This is a genomic window from Microbacterium sp. K41 (assembly GCF_004794395.1).
Lineage (GTDB): Bacteria > Actinomycetota > Actinomycetes > Actinomycetales > Microbacteriaceae > Microbacterium > Microbacterium sufflavum.
This window is the reverse complement of record NZ_SSDO01000471.1, coordinates 1-18044: the sequence shown is the minus strand read 5'-3', so window position 1 is coordinate 18044 and position 18044 is coordinate 1. Positions and strand designations below refer to the sequence as shown.

Annotated in this window: 22 protein-coding genes and 1 pseudogene; 13 read left to right on the top strand and 10 right to left on the bottom strand. The window is 69.7% G+C overall.

Annotation, left to right across the window (positions count from 1 at the left end; translation table 11 throughout):
* A pseudogene (locus tag DW309_RS15430) lies at positions 1 to 189 on the bottom strand (sugar kinase); the annotation flags it as partial.
* A complete protein-coding gene (locus DW309_RS15425; protein ID WP_136045880.1) occupies positions 186 to 1349 on the bottom strand; it encodes an MFS transporter in 1164 nt (387 codons plus the stop codon). The pseudogene DW309_RS15430 and the gene DW309_RS15425, both read right to left, overlap by 4 nt.
* Positions 1350 to 1772: 423 nt before the next feature.
* On the opposite strand from DW309_RS15425, the gene nrdH reads away from it, so the two are divergent.
* Genes nrdH through nrdF form a run of 4 tightly spaced genes read left to right on the top strand, consistent with a single transcriptional unit; the run spans position 1773 to position 5600 of the window.
* Positions 1773 to 2006 carry a glutaredoxin-like protein NrdH gene (gene nrdH, locus DW309_RS15420; protein ID WP_017202656.1) on the top strand — a complete coding sequence of 78 codons (234 nt, stop codon included), beginning with the start codon at positions 1773 to 1775 and terminating at the stop codon, positions 2004 to 2006.
* Between the two features lie 6 nt (positions 2007 to 2012).
* The gene (gene nrdI, locus DW309_RS15415; protein ID WP_136031133.1) at positions 2013 to 2447 is read left to right on the top strand and encodes a class Ib ribonucleoside-diphosphate reductase assembly flavoprotein NrdI; all 435 of its coding nucleotides are present in this window, start codon (positions 2013 to 2015) and stop codon (positions 2445 to 2447) included.
* Positions 2444 to 4588, top strand: coding sequence for a class 1b ribonucleoside-diphosphate reductase subunit alpha (nrdE, locus tag DW309_RS15410; protein ID WP_136037132.1), 2145 nt, complete (start codon positions 2444 to 2446; stop codon positions 4586 to 4588). The genes nrdI and nrdE overlap by 4 nt, the downstream gene beginning before the upstream one ends.
* A gap of 31 nt (positions 4589 to 4619) precedes the next feature.
* Positions 4620 to 5600, top strand: coding sequence for a class 1b ribonucleoside-diphosphate reductase subunit beta (nrdF, locus tag DW309_RS15405; RefSeq protein ID WP_136031130.1), 981 nt, complete (start codon positions 4620 to 4622; stop codon positions 5598 to 5600).
* 96 nt (positions 5601 to 5696) lie between these two features.
* On the opposite strand, the gene DW309_RS15400 is transcribed toward nrdF, so the two are convergent.
* The gene (locus DW309_RS15400) at positions 5697 to 6701 is read right to left on the bottom strand and encodes a hypothetical protein (RefSeq protein WP_206253023.1); all 1005 of its coding nucleotides are present in this window, start codon (positions 6699 to 6701) and stop codon (positions 5697 to 5699) included.
* A 120-nt stretch (positions 6702 to 6821) separates the two neighbouring features.
* On the opposite strand from DW309_RS15400, the gene DW309_RS15395 reads away from it, so the two are divergent.
* Both DW309_RS15395 and DW309_RS15390 read left to right on the top strand, forming a co-directional pair.
* The gene (locus DW309_RS15395) at positions 6822 to 7133 is read left to right on the top strand and encodes a DUF7882 family protein (protein ID WP_136031128.1); all 312 of its coding nucleotides are present in this window, start codon (positions 6822 to 6824) and stop codon (positions 7131 to 7133) included.
* 18 nt (positions 7134 to 7151) lie between these two features.
* Positions 7152 to 8888, top strand: a complete 1737-nt coding sequence (locus DW309_RS15390) for a DUF4304 domain-containing protein (protein ID WP_136045879.1) — start codon at positions 7152 to 7154, stop codon at positions 8886 to 8888.
* Positions 8889 to 8913: 25 nt separating this feature from the next.
* Here DW309_RS15390 and DW309_RS15385 read toward each other — a convergent pair whose 3' ends face one another.
* Positions 8914 to 9525, bottom strand: coding sequence for a flavodoxin family protein (locus DW309_RS15385; protein WP_136045878.1), 612 nt, complete (start codon positions 9523 to 9525; stop codon positions 8914 to 8916).
* A gap of 88 nt (positions 9526 to 9613) precedes the next feature.
* Here DW309_RS15385 and DW309_RS15380 point away from each other — a divergent pair, with 88 nt between their 5' ends.
* A complete protein-coding gene (locus tag DW309_RS15380; RefSeq protein ID WP_136031122.1) occupies positions 9614 to 9820 on the top strand; it encodes a hypothetical protein in 207 nt (68 codons plus the stop codon).
* 23 nt (positions 9821 to 9843) lie between these two features.
* On the opposite strand, the gene DW309_RS15375 is transcribed toward DW309_RS15380, so the two are convergent.
* Genes DW309_RS15375 through DW309_RS15365 form a run of 3 tightly spaced genes read right to left on the bottom strand, consistent with a single transcriptional unit; the run spans position 9844 to position 11272 of the window.
* A complete protein-coding gene (locus DW309_RS15375) occupies positions 9844 to 10446 on the bottom strand; it encodes a GNAT family N-acetyltransferase (protein WP_136031120.1) in 603 nt (200 codons plus the stop codon).
* Between the two features lie 33 nt (positions 10447 to 10479).
* A complete protein-coding gene (locus DW309_RS15370; protein ID WP_136031117.1) occupies positions 10480 to 10875 on the bottom strand; it encodes an ImmA/IrrE family metallo-endopeptidase in 396 nt (131 codons plus the stop codon).
* Positions 10876 to 10900: 25 nt separating this feature from the next.
* Positions 10901 to 11272 carry a helix-turn-helix domain-containing protein gene (locus DW309_RS15365; protein ID WP_136031115.1) on the bottom strand — a complete coding sequence of 124 codons (372 nt, stop codon included), beginning with the start codon at positions 11270 to 11272 and terminating at the stop codon, positions 10901 to 10903.
* 94 nt (positions 11273 to 11366) lie between these two features.
* On the opposite strand from DW309_RS15365, the gene DW309_RS15360 reads away from it, so the two are divergent.
* The 4 genes from DW309_RS15360 to DW309_RS15345 all read left to right on the top strand — a co-directional run bounded on the left by DW309_RS15360 (position 11367) and on the right by DW309_RS15345 (position 13982).
* Positions 11367 to 11597 carry a helix-turn-helix domain-containing protein gene (locus tag DW309_RS15360; RefSeq protein ID WP_206253032.1) on the top strand — a complete coding sequence of 77 codons (231 nt, stop codon included), beginning with the start codon at positions 11367 to 11369 and terminating at the stop codon, positions 11595 to 11597.
* Between the two features lie 21 nt (positions 11598 to 11618).
* A complete protein-coding gene (locus DW309_RS15355) occupies positions 11619 to 12548 on the top strand; it encodes an aldo/keto reductase (RefSeq protein WP_136045876.1) in 930 nt (309 codons plus the stop codon).
* A gap of 38 nt (positions 12549 to 12586) precedes the next feature.
* A complete protein-coding gene (locus DW309_RS15350) occupies positions 12587 to 12970 on the top strand; it encodes a PLD nuclease N-terminal domain-containing protein (RefSeq protein WP_136037193.1) in 384 nt (127 codons plus the stop codon).
* 67 nt (positions 12971 to 13037) lie between these two features.
* On the top strand, positions 13038 to 13982 hold the full coding sequence (locus DW309_RS15345) for a DUF1254 domain-containing protein (protein WP_136045875.1): 945 nt from the start codon (positions 13038 to 13040) through the stop codon (positions 13980 to 13982).
* 40 nt (positions 13983 to 14022) lie between these two features.
* Here DW309_RS15345 and DW309_RS15340 read toward each other — a convergent pair whose 3' ends face one another.
* Together DW309_RS15340 and DW309_RS15335 are read right to left on the bottom strand one after the other, a co-directional pair.
* Positions 14023 to 14985, bottom strand: a complete 963-nt coding sequence (locus DW309_RS15340) for an epimerase (RefSeq protein ID WP_136045874.1) — start codon at positions 14983 to 14985, stop codon at positions 14023 to 14025.
* Positions 14982 to 15632 (bottom strand): TetR/AcrR family transcriptional regulator, encoded by a 651-nt coding sequence (locus DW309_RS15335; protein WP_136045873.1) that lies wholly within the window; start codon positions 15630 to 15632, stop codon positions 14982 to 14984. Before DW309_RS15335 ends, DW309_RS15340 begins: the two co-directional genes overlap by 4 nt.
* Before the next feature lie 106 nt (positions 15633 to 15738).
* Here DW309_RS15335 and DW309_RS15330 point away from each other — a divergent pair, with 106 nt between their 5' ends.
* Positions 15739 to 16545: a sugar phosphate isomerase/epimerase family protein gene (locus tag DW309_RS15330; RefSeq protein WP_136045872.1), complete on the top strand. Its 807-nt coding sequence runs from the start codon at positions 15739 to 15741 to the stop codon at positions 16543 to 16545.
* Positions 16545 to 17681, top strand: coding sequence for a Gfo/Idh/MocA family protein (locus DW309_RS15325; protein WP_136045871.1), 1137 nt, complete (start codon positions 16545 to 16547; stop codon positions 17679 to 17681). Before DW309_RS15330 ends, DW309_RS15325 begins: the two co-directional genes overlap by 1 nt.
* Here the strand turns inward: DW309_RS15325 and DW309_RS15320 are convergent.
* Positions 17633 to 18044: ROK family protein (locus DW309_RS15320; protein ID WP_136045870.1), on the bottom strand; the 412-nt coding region annotated here is incomplete at its 5' end. The genes DW309_RS15325 and DW309_RS15320 overlap by 49 nt on opposite strands.

Here is an 18044-nt window from a genome sequence, read left to right as displayed (position 1 = left end):
GCCAACGTGGCCGTCGGCGGCGCGGTGCCCAGCCGCCGCGACGCCGACGGCCACGTTGGCCTCCGCGCCGGCATGGGTGAGGGTCGCGGTGTCGGCGTCCGCGAGCGGTGCGCCGGTGGGGGTGATCAGGGCCATCGACTCGCCGACGCAGACGATCTCGGGCGCGGGGGAGGGGACGGGGAGGCTCATGAGGGGGTGACCGCCAGGGGTTCGGTGTCGGGATGCGGGCTCGCGTCGCGGTGACGCAGGTCGGGGAAGGCGCGGACGAAGACGATGGAGACCAGGAGGCCGACGCCGGCGAAGATCGTGGCGGCGAGGTAGGCGCCGCGCCAGTCGCCGACGTCGACGAGGAAGCCCGCGACGGCGGACCCCGCGGCGGCGCCGATCAGCTGCCCGGTTCCCGCCCAGCCGAAGGCCTCGGCTGTCTCGCTGAACTTGACGCTCGCGGTCGTGATGGCGAACAGGACCGCGAGCGCGGGGGCGATGCCGATGCCCGCCAGGATCAGGGTGCCCCCGAGCCAGAAGGCGTTGAGCATGACCATGGTGAGCGCGAGCCCGACCGTGACGATGAGGAGCCGTCGGGCCATGGCCCACGGGCCGATCGGGATGTGGCCGAACGCGAGGCCTCCGGCCAGGCTGCCCGCCGAGAACACCGCGAGGATGAGGCCCGCCGCGAGGCTGCCGTGCTCGAATGTCGCGACGACGCCGACCTCCACGGCCGAGCAGGCGCCGATCAGGAGGAAGCCGATCACGGTGGCCAGCAGCACGGGGGGCTTGAGCACGACCGTGCCGAGCGCGTTGCGGCTGCGCGGGATGCGCACGCGCCCCACCTCGGGGGAGAGGATGAACCACGCGCCGCCGCCCACGAGCACGATCGCGACCAGCAGCAGCCCTTCGGTCGTGCCGATCTGGGTGGAGACCAGGGTGATGACGACGGGGGCGAGCACCCAGATGATCTCCTGCAGCGAGGCGTCGAGCGAGAAGAGCGGGGTGAGCTGACGGGCGTTGACGAGCTTGGGGTAGATCGTGCGCACAGCGGCCTGCACGGGAGGGGTGGAGAGCCCGGCGACCATGCCGAGCGCCATGTATCCCGGCACCGAGAGCGGGAGGACGGCCAGGCCGAGCACGGCGAGCACGCACACCGTCAGGGTGAGGGTGAGCACGCGACGCATGCCCCACGCGCCCATCCAGCGGCTGGTGATCGGCCCGGCGACGGCCTGCCCGACGCTGGTCGCGGCGAGCACGAGACCGGCCGATCCGTAGGAGCCGGTCTGCTGTTCGACGTGCAGCAGGATCGCCAAAGACATCATCCCGTTGGGGAACCGCGCGGTGAGCTGGGCGGCGATCATGCGCCCGACTCCCGGCGTGCGAAGGAGATCCCGATAGCCCGCCACCCGACAACGGTACCGGCCCGCGAGGGGGCTGCGGAGACGGCGTCGGGGACGACACGCCGCGACACGCCCGCGACACGCCGAAGAGCGAATTCCACAGGCATTCGGATGTCCGAGGCCCGGCGTACGGTGCCCCCTGTGGATGGATCTCTCCCAGCGTCTTCCCAGCCGCGATTTCACGCGGTTCGGGAGGGCGGCGAGCGCACCTCCGCCTGTGGAAGAAACGGTGGAGAACCTGTGTTGTATCAGTGGAGAGCGGTGGAAAAACTACACGGATGTAACTACTACCCCTTGTGGTCACTCCGAATGTCCGCACCCATATGTAGTATTGAGATCCCGGCGGGGGCCTGCCGGAGAAACCAGAGATTCGAGGGGAATCAGATGTCGATCACGGTCTACACCAAGCCTTCCTGCGTTCAGTGCAACGCCACCTACCGCGCCCTCGACGCCAAGGGCATCGAGTACGAGATCCACGACCTGTCGGAGGACCCGACGGCCCTGGAGCAGGTCAAGGCGCTCGGCTACATGCAGGCGCCGGTCGTCGTCACCGACGAGGACCACTGGTCGGGCTTCCGTCCCGACAAGATCGACGAGCTCGCCTCCCGCCTGGCGTGATCGGCCATGAGCGCCGTCGCGACCGCAGCGCCGCTCCTGGTCTACTTCTCGAGCGTGTCGGGTAACACCGCGCGCTTCATCGAGAAACTCGGGTTCCCCGCCCGACGCATCCCCCTTCACCGCACGGACGAAGACCTCGTCGTTGACGAGCCCTTCGTGCTGGTCACCCCCACCTACGGTGGGGGTGCGGGGCGCGGCGTCGAGAAGGGCGCGGTGCCCAAACAGGTGATCCGGTTCCTCAACGACGAGCGCAATCGGCGCCACATCCGCGGAGTGATCTCCGCGGGCAACACCAACTTCGGCGACGCGTTCTGCCTCGCCGGCGACATCATCAGCCGCAAGTGCCACGTGCCTCACTTGTATCGGCTCGAGATCTTCGGCACACAGGACGACGTGGATCGCGTGAGCGACGGATTGGAACGACGGTGGGAACTTCAGTGACCGAGACGGTGGCCTTCAAGGTGAACCCCGCATACGAGGGGCTCGACTATCACGCCCTCAACGCGATGCTCAACCTGTACGACGCGAACGGCAAGATCCAGTTCGACGCCGACAAGCGCGCCGCGCGGGAGTACTTCCTGCAGCACGTGAACCAGAACACCGTCTTCTTCCATTCGCTCCGTGAGCGCCTGGACTACCTCGTGGAGAAGGAGTACTACGAGGGTGCGGTCATCGAGAAGTACTCGTTCGACTTCGTGCAGAAGCTCAACGACCTGGCCTACTCCAAGAAGTTCCGCTTCGAGACGTTCCTCGGCGCGTTCAAGTACTACACGAGCTACACGCTCAAGACGTTCGACGGCAAGCGCTACCTGGAGCGCTTCGAGGACCGCGTCGTGATGACGGCCCTCGCCCTGGCCGACGGCGACGAGAAGCTCGCGGTCAACCTGGTCGAGGAGATCATCTCCGGTCGCTTCCAGCCGGCCACCCCCACGTTCCTCAACGCGGGCAAGGCGCAGCGCGGCGAACTCGTCAGCTGCTTCCTGCTGCGCATCGAAGACAACATGGAGTCGATCGCCCGCGGCATCAACTCCGCGCTGCAGCTCTCGAAGCGCGGCGGCGGCGTCGCCCTGCTCCTGTCGAACATCCGCGAGGCCGGTGCGCCGATCAAGCAGATCGAGAACCAGTCGTCCGGCATCATCCCCGTCATGAAGCTGCTCGAAGACAGCTTCAGCTACGCCAACCAGCTCGGCGCGCGTCAGGGCGCCGGCGCGGTGTACCTCAACGCGCACCACCCCGACATCATGCGGTTCCTCGACACCAAGCGCGAGAACGCCGACGAGAAGATCCGCATCAAGACGCTGTCGCTCGGCGTGGTCGTGCCCGACATCACGTTCGAGCTCGCCAAGAACGACGAGGACATGTACCTGTTCTCGCCGTACGACGTCGAGAAGGTCTACGGCGTGCCGTTCGGCGACATCTCGGTCACCGAGAAGTACCGCGAGATGGTCGACGACCCGCGCATCAAGAAGACGAAGATCAACGCCCGCGAGTTCTTCCAGACCGTCGCCGAGATCCAGTTCGAGTCCGGCTACCCGTACGTCATGTTCGAGGACACGGTCAACAAGGCCAACCCCATCAAGGGGCGCATCAACATGTCCAACCTGTGCAGCGAGATCCTGCAGGTGAACACGCCGACCACGTACAACGACGACCTGTCGTACGACAGCATCGGCAAGGACATCTCGTGCAACCTCGGCTCGATGAACATCGCGCTGTCGATGGACGCCGACGACCTCGGCCAGACGGTCGAGACCGCGATCCGCGCGCTCACCGCGGTCAGCGACCAGAGTCACATCGGCTCGGTGCGCTCGATCGAAGACGGCAACGACCGCTCCCACGCGATCGGCCTCGGCCAGATGAACCTGCACGGGTACCTCGCCCGCGAGCACGTGTTCTACGGTTCGGAGGAGGGCATCGACTTCACGAACATCTACTTCTACACGGTGCTGTTCCACGCGCTGCGCGCCTCGAACAACCTCGCCATCGAGCGCGGAACCACGTTCGACGGGTTCGCGGACTCGACCTACGCGTCGGGGGAGTTCTTCGACAAGTACATCGAGCGCGCGTGGGTTCCCGAGACCGAGAAGGTCAAGGAGCTCTTCGCCGGCAAGCACATCCCGACGCAGGAGGACTGGGCCGCGCTGAAGGCGTCGATCCAGGAGCACGGTATCTACAACCAGAACCTGCAGGCCGTGCCGCCCACGGGCTCGATCTCCTACATCAACAACTCCACGTCGTCGATCCACCCGATCGCGTCGAAGATCGAGATCCGCAAGGAGGGCAAGCTCGGTCGCGTGTACTACCCGGCGGCGTTCATGACGAACGACAACCTGGAGTACTACCAGGACGCGTACGAGATCGGCTACGAGAAGGTCATCGACACGTACGCCGCGGCCACGCAGCACGTCGACCAGGGTCTGTCGCTGACGCTGTTCTTCAAGGACACCGCCACCACGCGTGACATCAACAAGGCGCAGATCTACGCGTGGCGCAAGGGCATCAAGACGATCTACTACATCCGCCTGCGTCAGCTGGCGCTCGAGGGCACCGACATGACCGAGTGCGTCTCCTGCATGCTCTGACCGGCCTCCGCACCCCAAGGAACAACGAGAAATGACTCCGCACGAACCCCTCAAGCTGGTCGACAGCGTGCAGGCGATCAACTGGAACCGCATCCAGGACGACAAGGACCTCGAGGTCTGGAACCGCCTGGTGAACAACTTCTGGCTGCCCGAGAAGGTGCCGCTGTCGAACGACATCCAGTCGTGGAACACGCTCACCCCCGACGAGCAGACGCTCACGATGCGGGTGTTCACCGGCCTGACGCTGCTCGACACCATCCAGGGCACCGTGGGCGCCGTGTCGCTCATCCCCGATGCGATCACGCCGCACGAGGAGGCCGTCTACACGAACATCGCGTTCATGGAGTCGGTGCACGCGAAGAGCTACTCGTCGATCTTCTCGACGCTGTGCTCGACGAAGGAGATCGATGAGGCGTTCCGCTGGTCGGTGGAGAACCCGAACCTGCAGAAGAAGGCGCAGATCGTCACGGACTACTACCGCGGCGACGACCCGCTCAAGCGGAAGGTCGCCTCGACCCTGCTGGAGAGCTTTCTCTTCTACTCGGGCTTCTACCTGCCGATGCACTGGTCGAGCCGGGCGAAGCTCACCAACACCGCCGACCTCATCCGCCTCATCATCCGTGACGAGGCCGTGCACGGCTACTACATCGGCTACAAGTTCCAGCGCGGGCTCGAGACGCTCGACCAGGCGCGCAAGGACGAGCTGAAGGACTACACGTTCTCGCTGCTGTACGAGCTGTACGACAACGAGGTGCAGTACACGCAGGACCTCTACGACGGCGTCGGCCTGACCGAGGACGTCAAGAAGTTCCTGCACTACAACGCCAACAAGGCCCTGATGAACCTGGGCTACGAGGCGATGTTCCCCTCGACGGTCACCAACGTGAACCCCGCGATCCTGTCGGCGCTCTCCCCGAACGCGGACGAGAACCACGACTTCTTCTCGGGGTCGGGCTCCTCGTACGTCATCGGCAAGGCCGAGGCCACGGAAGACGACGACTGGGACTTCTGAGTCCCCCGGCCGACGTCGACGATCGATAGGCCCCGCGACCCGCTCACCATGAGCAGGTGGCGGGGCCCTTCCGCGTGGACGTGCACCCGGCAGTCGTCACCGGGCGTCGCGCTCGTCGGCCAACCGGGCGCGGCGCTCCTCCTCGCGCTTGGAGTACGTGGCGGCCCGGATCGCCTCGTCGGACTCCAGGCCGGTGCCCAACGCCCCGCCGACAGTCGCCGCCGACGCGACGAACCAGGTGAGCACGAACAGATCGCCGAACTCGACGGACCGCCCGAGGTCTTCACTCATGACCGCGGGGTCGAGGACGAACAGCGCCCATGCCAGGTTCACGACGTAGAGCGTCAGATAGCAGATGACGATCCCGACGGTGAGGGTCAGCAGCGTCGAGGTGTTGTAGAGACGGGATCGCTCCCGCGCCGCGGGCGAGTCGTCGTCGGGTCGGTCCCACAGCCTGCCGTCGATCACGATCCAGGCGATGATGATCGCGATCGAGGCCACCGTCGCCGCCACCAGGCGCCAGGGCGACAGCGAGAGGGCGAGAGACCACACGGTCGGCTCGATGGTCGCCACCGCGCCGGTGGCGAGGGCGGCGACGAGCGCCGATTTGAGACCCGCGGCGAGCCGCCACGGGCGGTTGGCCAGCACCATGCCCAGGAGCACACGCCCCCGGGCGCTGAGCCGGGGGAGCGGCAGGCGCTGCTCTTCCGGCGAGACGGGTTCAGCCATCCCGTCCACGAGGCCCCGAACCGCGTGTCGTGCGCGGCGCTGCACCCGGAACCCTCCCAGTGCGGGAAGCGACAGGACGGCGGAGCGCCGTCGAGGGTGGACCGCTGCCAGGAGATAGCGGCCGTCGTCGTCGCGGAGCGGAAGCTCGGTGACGCCGATGACGAGGTCCCACCCGTGCTGATCGGCGTGCGAGCGGAGTCGCTCGAGAGCGACGTCGACATCCTCCGACCCGAGGGTGAACGGCTCGCTGACGAGCTCGACGATCCATCCGTCGGCCTCGGCGGCGAGCGGTGGAGTGAGGCCGGTCATCCGGCGCGCAACGGCGGTGGGCGACGCCGGATCCGCGACGAGACCCACTCTGATCGTCTCCATGCGCGGAACCTACACCCGCACCGCGCCGGGCCCAGGGCCTTGACAGCCCCGGACGAGTCCTCCTCCCGCGAGCGCAGCACGGCCTTCGCATGCGGGAGAGCCGCCCGCTACAGTCGTGGCATGGGAACCATGCAGTACGGGAGCGGCAGCGAGATCCAGATCGAGGACCGCGCCCTCGCACACCTCAAGGTCGCGATCGCGACCAAGCTCCGCCGCAACGAGAGCTTCACGCTCTCCTGGCGTCACCCGGAGGGCGACACCCCCGGTCGCTCGACCATCTGGCTGCACCCGTCCATCCCGCTCCGGTTCACGTTCGAGGAGCCGGAGACCCCGCAGCTCAACGTGAAGTGGATCCAGGCGCTGATGGTCGAGGCGAGCTCGTCCGGAGGTATCAGCCTGGTCGACGAAGTCATCGATGGTCCCGCCGAGTAAGCGCTCGGCGGTGCCGGCGTGGCACTGACCCGCGAGGCACTGCGCCGTGAGCTGGGGGAGGCCCTCGGTCGTCCCGTGTCGTCGGACACCGACTGGGCGGAGGCCTTCGCCGGGAGAGCGTCGACACCGCGCCTCCAGCTCGTCGCGCTGCTGCTGATCATGGACGTCAGCCCGCAGCTCGTGAACGGGTGGCGGCATCGATCGGCCGAAGACGATCTCATCCGCTCCCTCCCGCGCAAGAAGCTGCCCTGGGACGCGGAGACCGCGGCGTTCGCCCTGCGCGCCGCGCTCGCCATCGATGCCATGAGCTATGTGTGCGCCCCGGCGCTGCGCGGAGCCGAGACGGCGATGGACGCCGGGCATCGGGATGCCGAGCTGTATGAGGCGCTCGAGGCCAGCGTGCAGCACCTCGACGGGCTGATGTCCGGACGGTTCGCCTCGCGCTACGGCGTCGACAAGGATCTCAAGGTCGCGCGCCGCCTGCGGGCCTCGTTCCTGCCGTCGGGAGTCCTCGACCTCACGGTGGTCGACGACGGAGACGAGTGGGCCGAGTCGGCACGACGACTCGCCCGCGCGCTGCCCGTGGATGACATCGAACCGATCGTGCGTCACCTGGCCGCGCTCGGACACAAGGCGCCGTCCCAGACCTGGCAGCGCCAGGCGCGGCAGCACGTGCAGTCCGACGCCGGCCGCCGTCTGGTGCGCGAGTGGATACGCGCCGCAGCCGAGACCGGGGTGGCCGCGGACGGCCACCTCTTCACGCCGTCGAACGAGGATCTCGTGCGCGCGGCCGTCGTCGCCGCGCGCTGGCTGTCCTCGGACGACGTACCCGCGCCGCTACTCGGCGCGCTCGCCCGCCAGGGCGCCGCCACCCGACCCCCGCAGACCGAGTCGCTCGCCCTGCGGGTGGCGACCGCGGCGATCGACAGTCTGGTGCAGCGCGAGGCGCCCGCCGACACCGCAGAGCTCGAGGCGCTGCTGGAGAGCATCGCACGCCGCGATCTGGTGAAGCGCATCGGAACGGCGCTCGGCTCGGAGGCGACGGCCCGAGCGGCGACGCGCGACGACGACCTGAAGCGGGAGAAAGCGGCGGCCGTGCGGGCCAAGGCGAATCCGATCCCCCGGGTGCTGCGTGGTGAGGTCGATCGACTGTTGCGCGACCACGTCGACGGCACGATGCGCGGATTCGGCTTCCGCAAGTCGGGGCGCACGTGGCGGCGGACCGTGGAGGACCGCGTCGAGGTCGTCGACTTCTTCTCCAGCGGCCTGCACATGAGCGTGCACTACGGCGTGCTGTTCCCGGCGCTGCATCCGGAGGACGGCGTCGCCGCCCACCGCGACCCGCAGCGGGTGAAGCCCTACCAGCTCGATGTGTCGATCGTGGAGAGCGCGTGGTTCGCGGAGGAGGACACCCTCGAGCGGCTGGCCGCCCGCGTGCGCTCGGCCATCGTGCCGTTCCTGGGCGCCTGCGGCGACCGGGCTCGGCTCGCGGCGGTGCTCACCACAGGGGAGGGCATCCCGGCTGCGGAGGGCGTGCGGGATCCGGTGACCGGCCACACCGAGACGACGCTCCACCTGCGCACCCGACCGTTCACGCCCGGCATCGCGCTCGGCGCCCTGTCGTGCGTGGCCGGGGACCGGCTCTCCGCGCAGGCGTGGCTCGACGACGCCGATGCCGCGGTCGATCCCCTCAGCCATCCACGGTCGAAGGCGGAGATCGACTACTGGCGCCGGCGCCTCGCGGCGACGGGGTGAGGGCGCCGCGGCGGGTGTCCTCGCGTCAGGATGCCGGGTACGGCTGCGCGGTCAGCTGCCGTGCGAGGTGTGCCGCGTTGCGCGCGGCCGTCTGGATGGCCGAGGCCACCTTCTCCGGGGTCTCCTCGAGGTCTTTGTAATCGACCGTCTGCATCGCCTCGCCGTTCCAGTACACCGAGGCCTGGGCGGGGATCGTGTAGCCGATGTCGTCGAGCGCCTGGAACAGGATCGCCGAGATGTGGTGGGCGCCGTCCTCGTTTCCGAGCACGCCGGCGATCGCGACCTTGTCGAATAGGATCGGGCGGCCCTGGTCGTCGGTCTCGCTCAGCTCGGCGTCGAGCCGCTCGAGCACGCGCTGCGCCACGCTCGAGTGCTGGCCCATCCAGGTCGGCGTCACGAACACGAGGATGTCCGCCGCCAGCATCCGCCGTCGCAGGGCGGGCCACTGGTCGCCGTCGCCCATGTCCTTCTCGACACCGGGACGGATGTCGAAGTCGACGGCCCGCACCATGTCGCCGGAGACGTCGTGCGCGGACAGGGCGTCGAGCAGCTGGCGCGCGAGGAGGTCGGAGCTCGACTCCGCGGGGGAGGGCTTGAGGGTGCAGGAGATCGCGAGGGCGGTGAGCGTACTGGTCATGCGACGATCACACCAGGCCCGGAGACCGCGGCACAGGGCCTTCCCGGGCCCGGGCTATCCTGGTAGGGCACCGACGACAGGAGATCCCGTGATCCTCAGCTTCTTGTTCTTCATGATCCTCTTCCTCGGGGGCTTCTGGCTGCTGGGGATCGCGCACGAGCTTCCCGACACCGCCGCCGCGCTCACCTTCTGCGCCGGCATCATCCTGGTCTCGCTCGCCCTCGGTTTCGCGATGCGGCAGCGCGGTTCGGCCACGCGCCGCTCCAAGAACTGGACCGGCAGCCCGACCGAGTAAGGCCGACCCGTCGGCGCGATCGCTCAGCGCCGACGGGACAACCGCGCCTCCAGGTTCGCCCGGACCGCGGGCCACTCGGGCTCGATGATGGAGTACTCGACGCTGTCGCGGAGCGCGCCGTTGCGGTAACGACTCATCGCGCGCATCACGCCGTCCTGCTTGGCGCCCAGTCGCTCGATCGCCGTGCGCGACTGGAAGTTGACCCACTGCGTGGTGAGCCCGACGCGGAACACCCCGAGCGTTTCGAACGCGTGCCGCAGGAGCAGCAGCTTCGACTCCGCGTTGGTTCCGGTTCCATGCGCGGACGGGCGGTTCCAGGTGTAGCCGATGTGGAGCCGGGGCACGTCGGCGACGATGTCGTAGTACGACGTGAGGCCGAGGATCCGTCCGCTCGCGTCGATCGCGGTGAACGGCAGCATCTCGCCGCGGTCGACGAGCCCGAGCCGCCGATCCACCTCCGCGGCCACGCCGTCGGGCTCCGGGACCGACGTGTACCACGCCGTCTTCCACAGCTCGCCCTCGCGGACGGCGTCGACCAGCCCGTCGATGTGGGAGCGATCGAGGGGACGCAGCTCGACGAGGTCGCCGGTCAGGGTCACGGGGGCGGGCGGGACGAGGAAGGCCATGTCCCCATTCAACCAGCGCGATGCGGGTGGACCTCACGCCGCCCGGGTCGCGGTGGTCCCCTGGCGCAGCAGACGCTGGAAGGCGACGACGATCTCGACCGTGACATCGAGCTCGAAGGCGAGGCTCGCGAGGTGCGCGCCGCGAGCCCGCTCGGCGGCGGCATACGCCTGCGGTGTGAGGAGGAGCCGGGCGGCCCACTCGTCCGCCGCCCGTTCCTGGCGTTCGCGGGTGTGGGGGACCTCGGTGGGTCGATGACCGAGATGTGCGTGACCCAGCTCATGCGCCAGCACGCTGCGGGCCGTCCGTCTGCTCATGCCCGGCGCGAGGCGGATGGTGCCGGTCGCGGGGTCGAACCCGCCACGCGTGCGTCCCGGGCGCTCGATCACGCGCAGACCGAGGTCTTCGGCGCGCAGGAGGAGCTGCTGCATGTGCGTCCTCCCACGGTCGTCGGCGTCAGTCGTAGAGGTCGTCGGTGTCGGCGTCGTGCCGCTCGTCGGATTCGAAGGCGACCTCGCGGGTATTGTCGCGCGGGGTGGCGACATCGGCGGTGCGGCGCAGGGGAGTGATGATGGCGGTGGTGCCGTCGGCGTCGAGGCGCTCCTCGGCTCTCGCGACCAGGACGTGCGGCTCGATCCCGAGAGTCGCGCACACGGCATAGACCACGGGCACCGGGATCGCGCGCTTTCCGGTGACGTAGTTGTCGAGGGCGCTGCGTGCGATCCCCACGCTGCGCGCCATCGCCGCGATGCTGCTGCGCGCGGCGGCGATCTCGGCCCGCATCTGCCGCCCGACGGCCTCGTTGAACTGCTCGGCAGGTGTCCTCATTCGGCACACCCTAGCAGCGCTCCGAGACCAAGATGCCGTCATATCGGTTCATTCTTCCCGAGTGAGCGTCCGCGTGTGGGGGTAGTGTCGGCGTATGGGGACAGAACTGAGTCACACGATGGCATCGACGGTGGAGGCGGCGCGACTGCACGCCGGAGTGTCGCTCGACCGGCTGGCGGATCGATCAGGCATCTCCGCTCGTCGACTGCACGACCTCTTCGACGCGCGCGTGGACTTCACCATGGTCGACCTCGCGCGCATCGCGGCGGCGCTCGACATCCCGGTGACGGACCTCCTGCCGTTCTCGACTGCCGTGGACCCGTGAGTGCGCGATAGCGTGGCGACCATGAAGACCGTGCCCTTCGGAACCGCCACCGCCCCCGCCGTCATCGCCGGGATGATGCGTATCGCCGACAAGGACGACGCCCACATCCGCGCGCTGTATGCGACAGCCCGCGAGGCCGGCATCGACTTCTTCGACCACGCCGACATCTACGGCGGTGCGATGCACCGCTGTGAGGCCCGCTTCGCGGAGGCGCTCGCCCTCAGCCCGGGCGAGCGCGACGAGATCGTGCTGCAGACCAAGTGCGGCATCGTGCCGACGCAGGGGATGTTCGACTTCTCCTACGAGCACATCGTCACCCAGGTCGAGGGATCGCTCGCGGCGCTGCGCACCGATCGCATCGACGTCCTGCTGCTGCACCGACCGGACGCGCTCGTCGAGCCCGACGAGGTCGCGCGCGCGTTCGACCACCTCGAGTCCTCCGGCAAGGTCAGGGCGTTCGGCGTCTCGAATCACACCCCGTCGCAGATCGACCTGCTCCGCACGGCCGTCCGCCAGCCCCTGATCGCCAACCAGCTGCAGCTGTCGCTCACCCACGCGCCGATCATCGCGCAGCCGGTCGCAGCGAACATCGGCGGACACGACCAGAGCATCGTGCGGGACGGCGGGGGCATCGTTGACTACTGCCGACTGAACGGCATCACGGTGCAGGCGTGGTCGCCGTTCCAGAGCGGCACCGACGCCGGTGTCTTCCTGGGGAGTCCGGAGTATGCCGAGCTGAACGCCGTGATCGACCGGCTCGCGGCCCAGTACGGCGTCGAGCCGATCGCGATCGCCACCGCGTGGATCACGCGGCACCCCGCCGGGATGCAGGTCGTGCTGGGGACCACGACCCCCGAGCGCGTGCGGGACGCGGCGGCCGGCGCCGACGTCGTCCTCACGCGGCCCGAGTGGTACGAGCTGTTCCGCGCCGCCGGGCATCTCCTGCCCTAGGGCGGCGCGGCGCACGACCCGTCGTCTACCCTGAACTCATGCCGTTCCTGTTCTCGCTGCTGATCATCGCGCTGATGGTCGGTGCGCTGATCGACATCATCACCCGCGACGACGGGCAGGTGAAGCACCTGCCCAAGATGGTGTGGCTGATCATCGTGATCCTGCTGCCGCTCGTCGGAAGCCTGCTGTGGTTCGCGCTCGGACGCGAGTACGGCGAGGGCGGCGTCGCGATCCCCCGGATGCGGAGGGCCGAACGACCCGCCGCACCCACCGTGACGGCGCCCCCCTCCCGGCCCCGCGACACCCGCACGACGGAGCAGCAGATCGCCGACCTCGACCGCGAGATCGAGGAGTGGCGGTTGCGCGAGGAACTCGAGAAGCGGCGACGCGACGACGGCGACGCGCCCGCGGCGGGAGCGTAGACGGTTCGGAGACCGGCCGTTCGAGACGATCCTGGCTCGGGGTGCGCGTCGGTGCCATCATGCCGGTATGAGCGCACCCGTGAACGTGGAGAACTTCGCCGTCGCCGAGACCCACCGCATGATGTCCGACCTGCAGCGCGATGCCGGGGGCGTGAACCGGTTCCGACACAACAGGGAGCCGGCCGCGATCGAGCATCAGACGGTCATCCGGCTCAACCGCGACACGCTCTACAGCTTCGCCGTCGTCGACATCCGCGCGGGGGCGACGCTCACGATCCCGGACCACGGCGATCGCTACCTCTCGGCGATGGTCGTCAACGAACGCCACTACGTGGACGCCGTCTTCCACGACCCCGGAGAGTACCGGCTGACCACCGAGCGGTTCGGCACACCCTACGTCGTGGTCGCGGTGCGCATCCTCGTCGACCCGGAAGACCAGGCAGACGTGGCCGTCGTGACGGCGCTCCAGGATCAGCTCGGGATCGACAGTGCGTCCGCCGAACCGTTCCCCCTCCCCGGCGACGACCCCGCGGACCTGGACGAGACACGCGGGGCGCTGTTGACTCTTGCGCGGAACCTGCGCGGCTTCGACCGCATGTTCGGAGCCGAGGCCGAAGTCGATCCGATCCGGCACCTGATCGGAACCGCGGCGGGATGGGGAGGGCTGCCCTCCTGGGAGGCTCAGTACATCGGAGTCGACCCGCGGCTGCCGCGGGGGCGGTACGAACTCCGGGTGATCGACGTTCCCGTGGACGGGTTCTGGTCCATCTCGGTGTACAACGCCGACGGCTTCTTCGAGCCGAACGACCGCGGTGCCTACACGATCAACAACATCACCGGAGTCCCGGACGACGACGGCGCCATCACGGTGCGGTTCGGCGATCACCCCGACGGCGTGCCGAACGTGATCCCGATCCCGGAGGGATGGAACTACCTCGTGCGTCTGTACCGTCCGCGGCCCAAGCTCCTCGACGGGAGCTGGACGTTCCCGGCCCTGCAGCGTTCGGTGTGACCCTCGCCGGAGGCGGACCTGATCGCGTGCCGGGCTGCGATCAGGTCGAGGCGGCGAACGAGGAACGCAGCGCCTCGTCGAGGTCGGGATGGCGGAATGTGAAGCCCGCGGCACGGAGCTTCTCGGGCAGCACCCACCGGCTCTTCAAGACGAGCTCGGTCTCGGTGCGGATGCCGATCGCGCCCAGCTCCAGCATCCACCGCGGCGTCGGCGGGCCGAAACGCACCCCCAGCGCGCGACGCACGGCCGCCATGAAGGCGACGTTGTCCACGGGGTTCGGCGACGCGGCGTTGACCGGACCCTCCAGCGCCGGCGTCTGCTCCAGGAACTCCACGATCCGCGCCACATCGTCGAGGTGGATCCAGCTGAACCGCTGGCGACCGCGGCGCGCGCCGAACCGATGCGCGGTGCCCGCCGCCCGGCGCGCACGGCTCACCGGCCAGCGCCCGTCGTACTGCGGACCACCGAGGCCCAGGCGGGCGAGGGTGCGCAGCGGTCCGAGCACTCCGCCGTCGCCCAGCACGATCGTGCTGCGCAGGGCGACGCGGCGCGTGCCGGGCAGCGCGCCCGCGAACAGCTCCCGCTCCCAGGCCTTCGCGACCTCGACCGAGAAGCCGCTGCCGAGCTCGCCGTCCGCCTCGGTCATCGGCCGGTCCTCGGCGTGGCGGTAGATCGTCGCGGTGGACGAGTTGATCCACAGGGCGGGCGGGGTCGAGGCGCGCGCGATCGCGGTGCGCAGGGCGGCGGTGGTGTCGAGCCGGGAGCGGAAGATCTCGGCGCGGTTCGCCGGCGTGTACCGGCAGTTGACGCTCTTGCCCGCGAGGCCGAGGACGAGCGCGGAACCCTCGACCGCCGCGTCGATCCCGGCCTGATCGGTCCAGGCGAGATCGGCGCCCGCGCGAGAGACCGTCACGACCTCCCGCCCCTGTCCGCGCAGGCGCTCCGTGAGGTACTGCCCCATGAACCCGGTGGACCCGCCCACCACGACCCGTCCTGTGCTCATGCGCGGTCATCCTCCGGTGGTCGGGGCTCGGCACCCGAGGTGGGGCGGAGCAGGCGGTCCAGCAGTGTCAGCGCCTCGTGCTGCGGGGCGTCGGGGTCGAGCAGCCACTGCGTCTGCAGGCCGTCCGAGGCGGCGATGACCAGGGCCGCGACCGCCTCGGGGTCGGCGTCGTCGCGGATGCGCCCCTCGCGCTGCTGCTGCCGCACGGTCGCGGCGATGCTCGCTCGCAGTCGCGCGAACCGGTCGGTGGCGAACTCCCTCGCCGCCGGATGGCCCTCCTCGAGCGCGGAGGCCACCAGGGCCGAGTACAGCTGCACGAGTCCTGGCACCTCGCGGTTGACCCTGGCCGACAGGATCATGCTCTCCACGGGCGTCGCGTCGTCTCGCGCCTCGGGGTGCCGACCCGGGGCGTTGCTCTCGCGGTAGACAGCGACCAGGAGCTCCTCCAGGGAGCCGAAGTAGTGCGTGAGCGCGGCGTGCGTGACGCCGACCTCGCTGGCGATCGCGCGCAGGCTCGTGCGGTCGGCGCCGCGGGTCGCGAACACCTCGATCGCGCGGTCGAGGATCTCCTGCCGACGCGCGATCCCCTTGGCGTAGGCGCCGCGGGCGCGTGGGCGCTCCGGACCGTCGGCGGAGGAGGGGGGCATGGCCCGAGTCTAGTGCGACCAAAACTTCCATGTGGAGGTATTCGGTGATAGCGTGCCAGCGCGGGGCACCACCCGCGAGTCGCCGACGACCCGAGGAGCACGACCGATGACGATCCAGACGTCCCTGCAGCTGTTCACCATCCGCGAGCAGCTGGAGGCCGACCTCGACGGCACTCTCGCCGCCGTCGCCGCGCGCGGGTTCACGGCGGCCGAGCCGTACGACTTCGTGCGCAGGGCCGAGGCGATGGCCGCCGCGCTCGCCGCCGCCGGTCTCACCGCGCCCTCCGGACACGCGTTCCTGGCGTCGGAGTCGTTCGTCAACCCGGACGGCAGCGGCACCACCCTGCCCGTGCCCGCGCCCGCCGAGGTGTTCGCGGCGGCGAAGACGCTCGGCATGCACACCGTGATCGACCCGTACACCGAACCTGCCCGCTGGGAGTCGGTGGAGCAGATCGCCGAGACCGCCCGACTGCTCAACGCCGCGGCCGAGGTCGGCGCCGCGATGGGCGTGCGCGTCGGCTACCACAACCACGCCCACGAGCTCGAGGCCGCGTTCGACGGCGTGACGGGTCTGGAGGTGCTGGCGGGCCTGCTCGACGACCGCGTGGTGCTGGAGGTGGACCTCTACTGGGTGGCGCGCGGTGGGGTCGACCCCGTGGCCCTGCTGGAGCGCCTGGGCGACCGCGTGATCGCGGTGCACGCCAAGGACGGCACGCTCGACCCCGCCCTGCTCGACGCCTACCCGCCGGCGGACCAGGTGCCCGCGGGCGACGGCGCCGTCCCGCTCGTGGCGGCCATCGCGGCGGCCCCCGCGCTCGAGCTCGCCATCGTGGAGTTCGACCACTACGAGGGCGACCTGTTCGACGCGATCGAGCGCAGTCGGCGGTTCCTCGACGCGGAGGTCGCGGGCTGATGGGGCGCGCAGGCGACGCGGTCGGCGTCGGCATCATCGGCGCGGGCAACATCAGCGACCAGTACCTGCAGAACCTGACCCGGTTCCCCGACGTGCGGGTGCTCGCGATCGGCGACCTCCTCCCGGAGCGCGCCCGCGCTCAGGCCGAGGCGTACGGCGTGCCGCGGGCGGGCGGCGTGGACGTGGTGCTCGACGACCCCGACATCGCCGTGGTCGTCAACCTCACGATCCCGGCCGCGCACGTCGCGGTGTCCGAGGCGATCATCCGCGCCGGGAAGCACGTGTGGACGGAGAAGCCGCTCGGCGTGAGCCGGGAGGAGGCCAGCCGGCTGCTGCGCACCGCCGAGGCGGCCGGACGGCGCATCGGCGCCGCGCCCGACACGGTGCTCGGCCCCGGGGTGCAGACCGCGAAGCGCGCGATCGCCCGCGGCGACATCGGGCGGCCGCTGTTCGGGCAGACGACGTTCCAGTGGCAGGGACCGGAGATCTTCCACCCGAACCCGGCGTTCCTCTACGCCAAGGGCGCCGGTCCGCTGCTCGACATGGGTCCGTACTACGTCTCGACGCTCGTGCACGTGTTCGGCCCGGTGGCGGCGGTCGCCGCGCTCGGGCTGCAGGGTGCGCCGACCAGGCGGGTGCAGGTCGGTGAGCTCGCCGGGCAGGAGTTCCCCGTCGAGATCCCGTCGACGCTGAGCGTGCTGCTCGACTTCGAGGGCGGCGGTCAGGCCCAGAGCCTCTACAGCACCGACTCGCCCCTCGTGCGGCAGGGCATCGTGGAGATCACCGGGACCGAGGGCACGATCACGATCCCCGACCCCAACACCTTCGGGGGACCGATCACGATCACCCGCCCGCTCGCGCGCCACTTCGTGCCGCCGGAGCCCGTGGAGCAGGAGATCGTCGACGTCGCCCAGGAGGGCGTGCTCGCCGGTCGCGGCATCGGCCTGTTGGACATGGTCCGCTCGATCGCGGACGACCGCCCGCACGTCGCCACGGGCGAGTTCGCGTACCACGTGCTCGACACGCTGCTGTCGATCGAGGAGGCCGCGGAACAGCGCCGCTTCGTCGAGGTGGCCAGCACGCTCGATCAGGTCGGCGCGCTGTCGGCCGACTTCGACCCCTTCGCCGCGACATAGCGGTCGACGCTCGCGGGGGAGAGCACCTCACGGGCGACCATGATCGCCGCCCCCAGCACCGCGGCCCGGTCTCCGGCCTGGGACTGCACGATGGCCAGGTGCTGGGTGGCGAGGGGGATCGAGCGGCGGTACACGACCTCGCGGACACCGGCCAGCAGATGCTCGCCGGCCCGCGCGATGCTGCCGCCCAGCACGATGATCGACGGGTTGAGGAGGTTCACGACGGTGGCGAGCACCTCGCCCACGTCGCGGCCCGCCTGCCGGGTCGCCTCGATCGCCGCCGCGTTGCCTCCGCGCACCAGGTCGACGACGTCGGAGGCGCTGTGCACCTCGTGCCCCGCGGCGCGCAGCGCGATCGCGAGG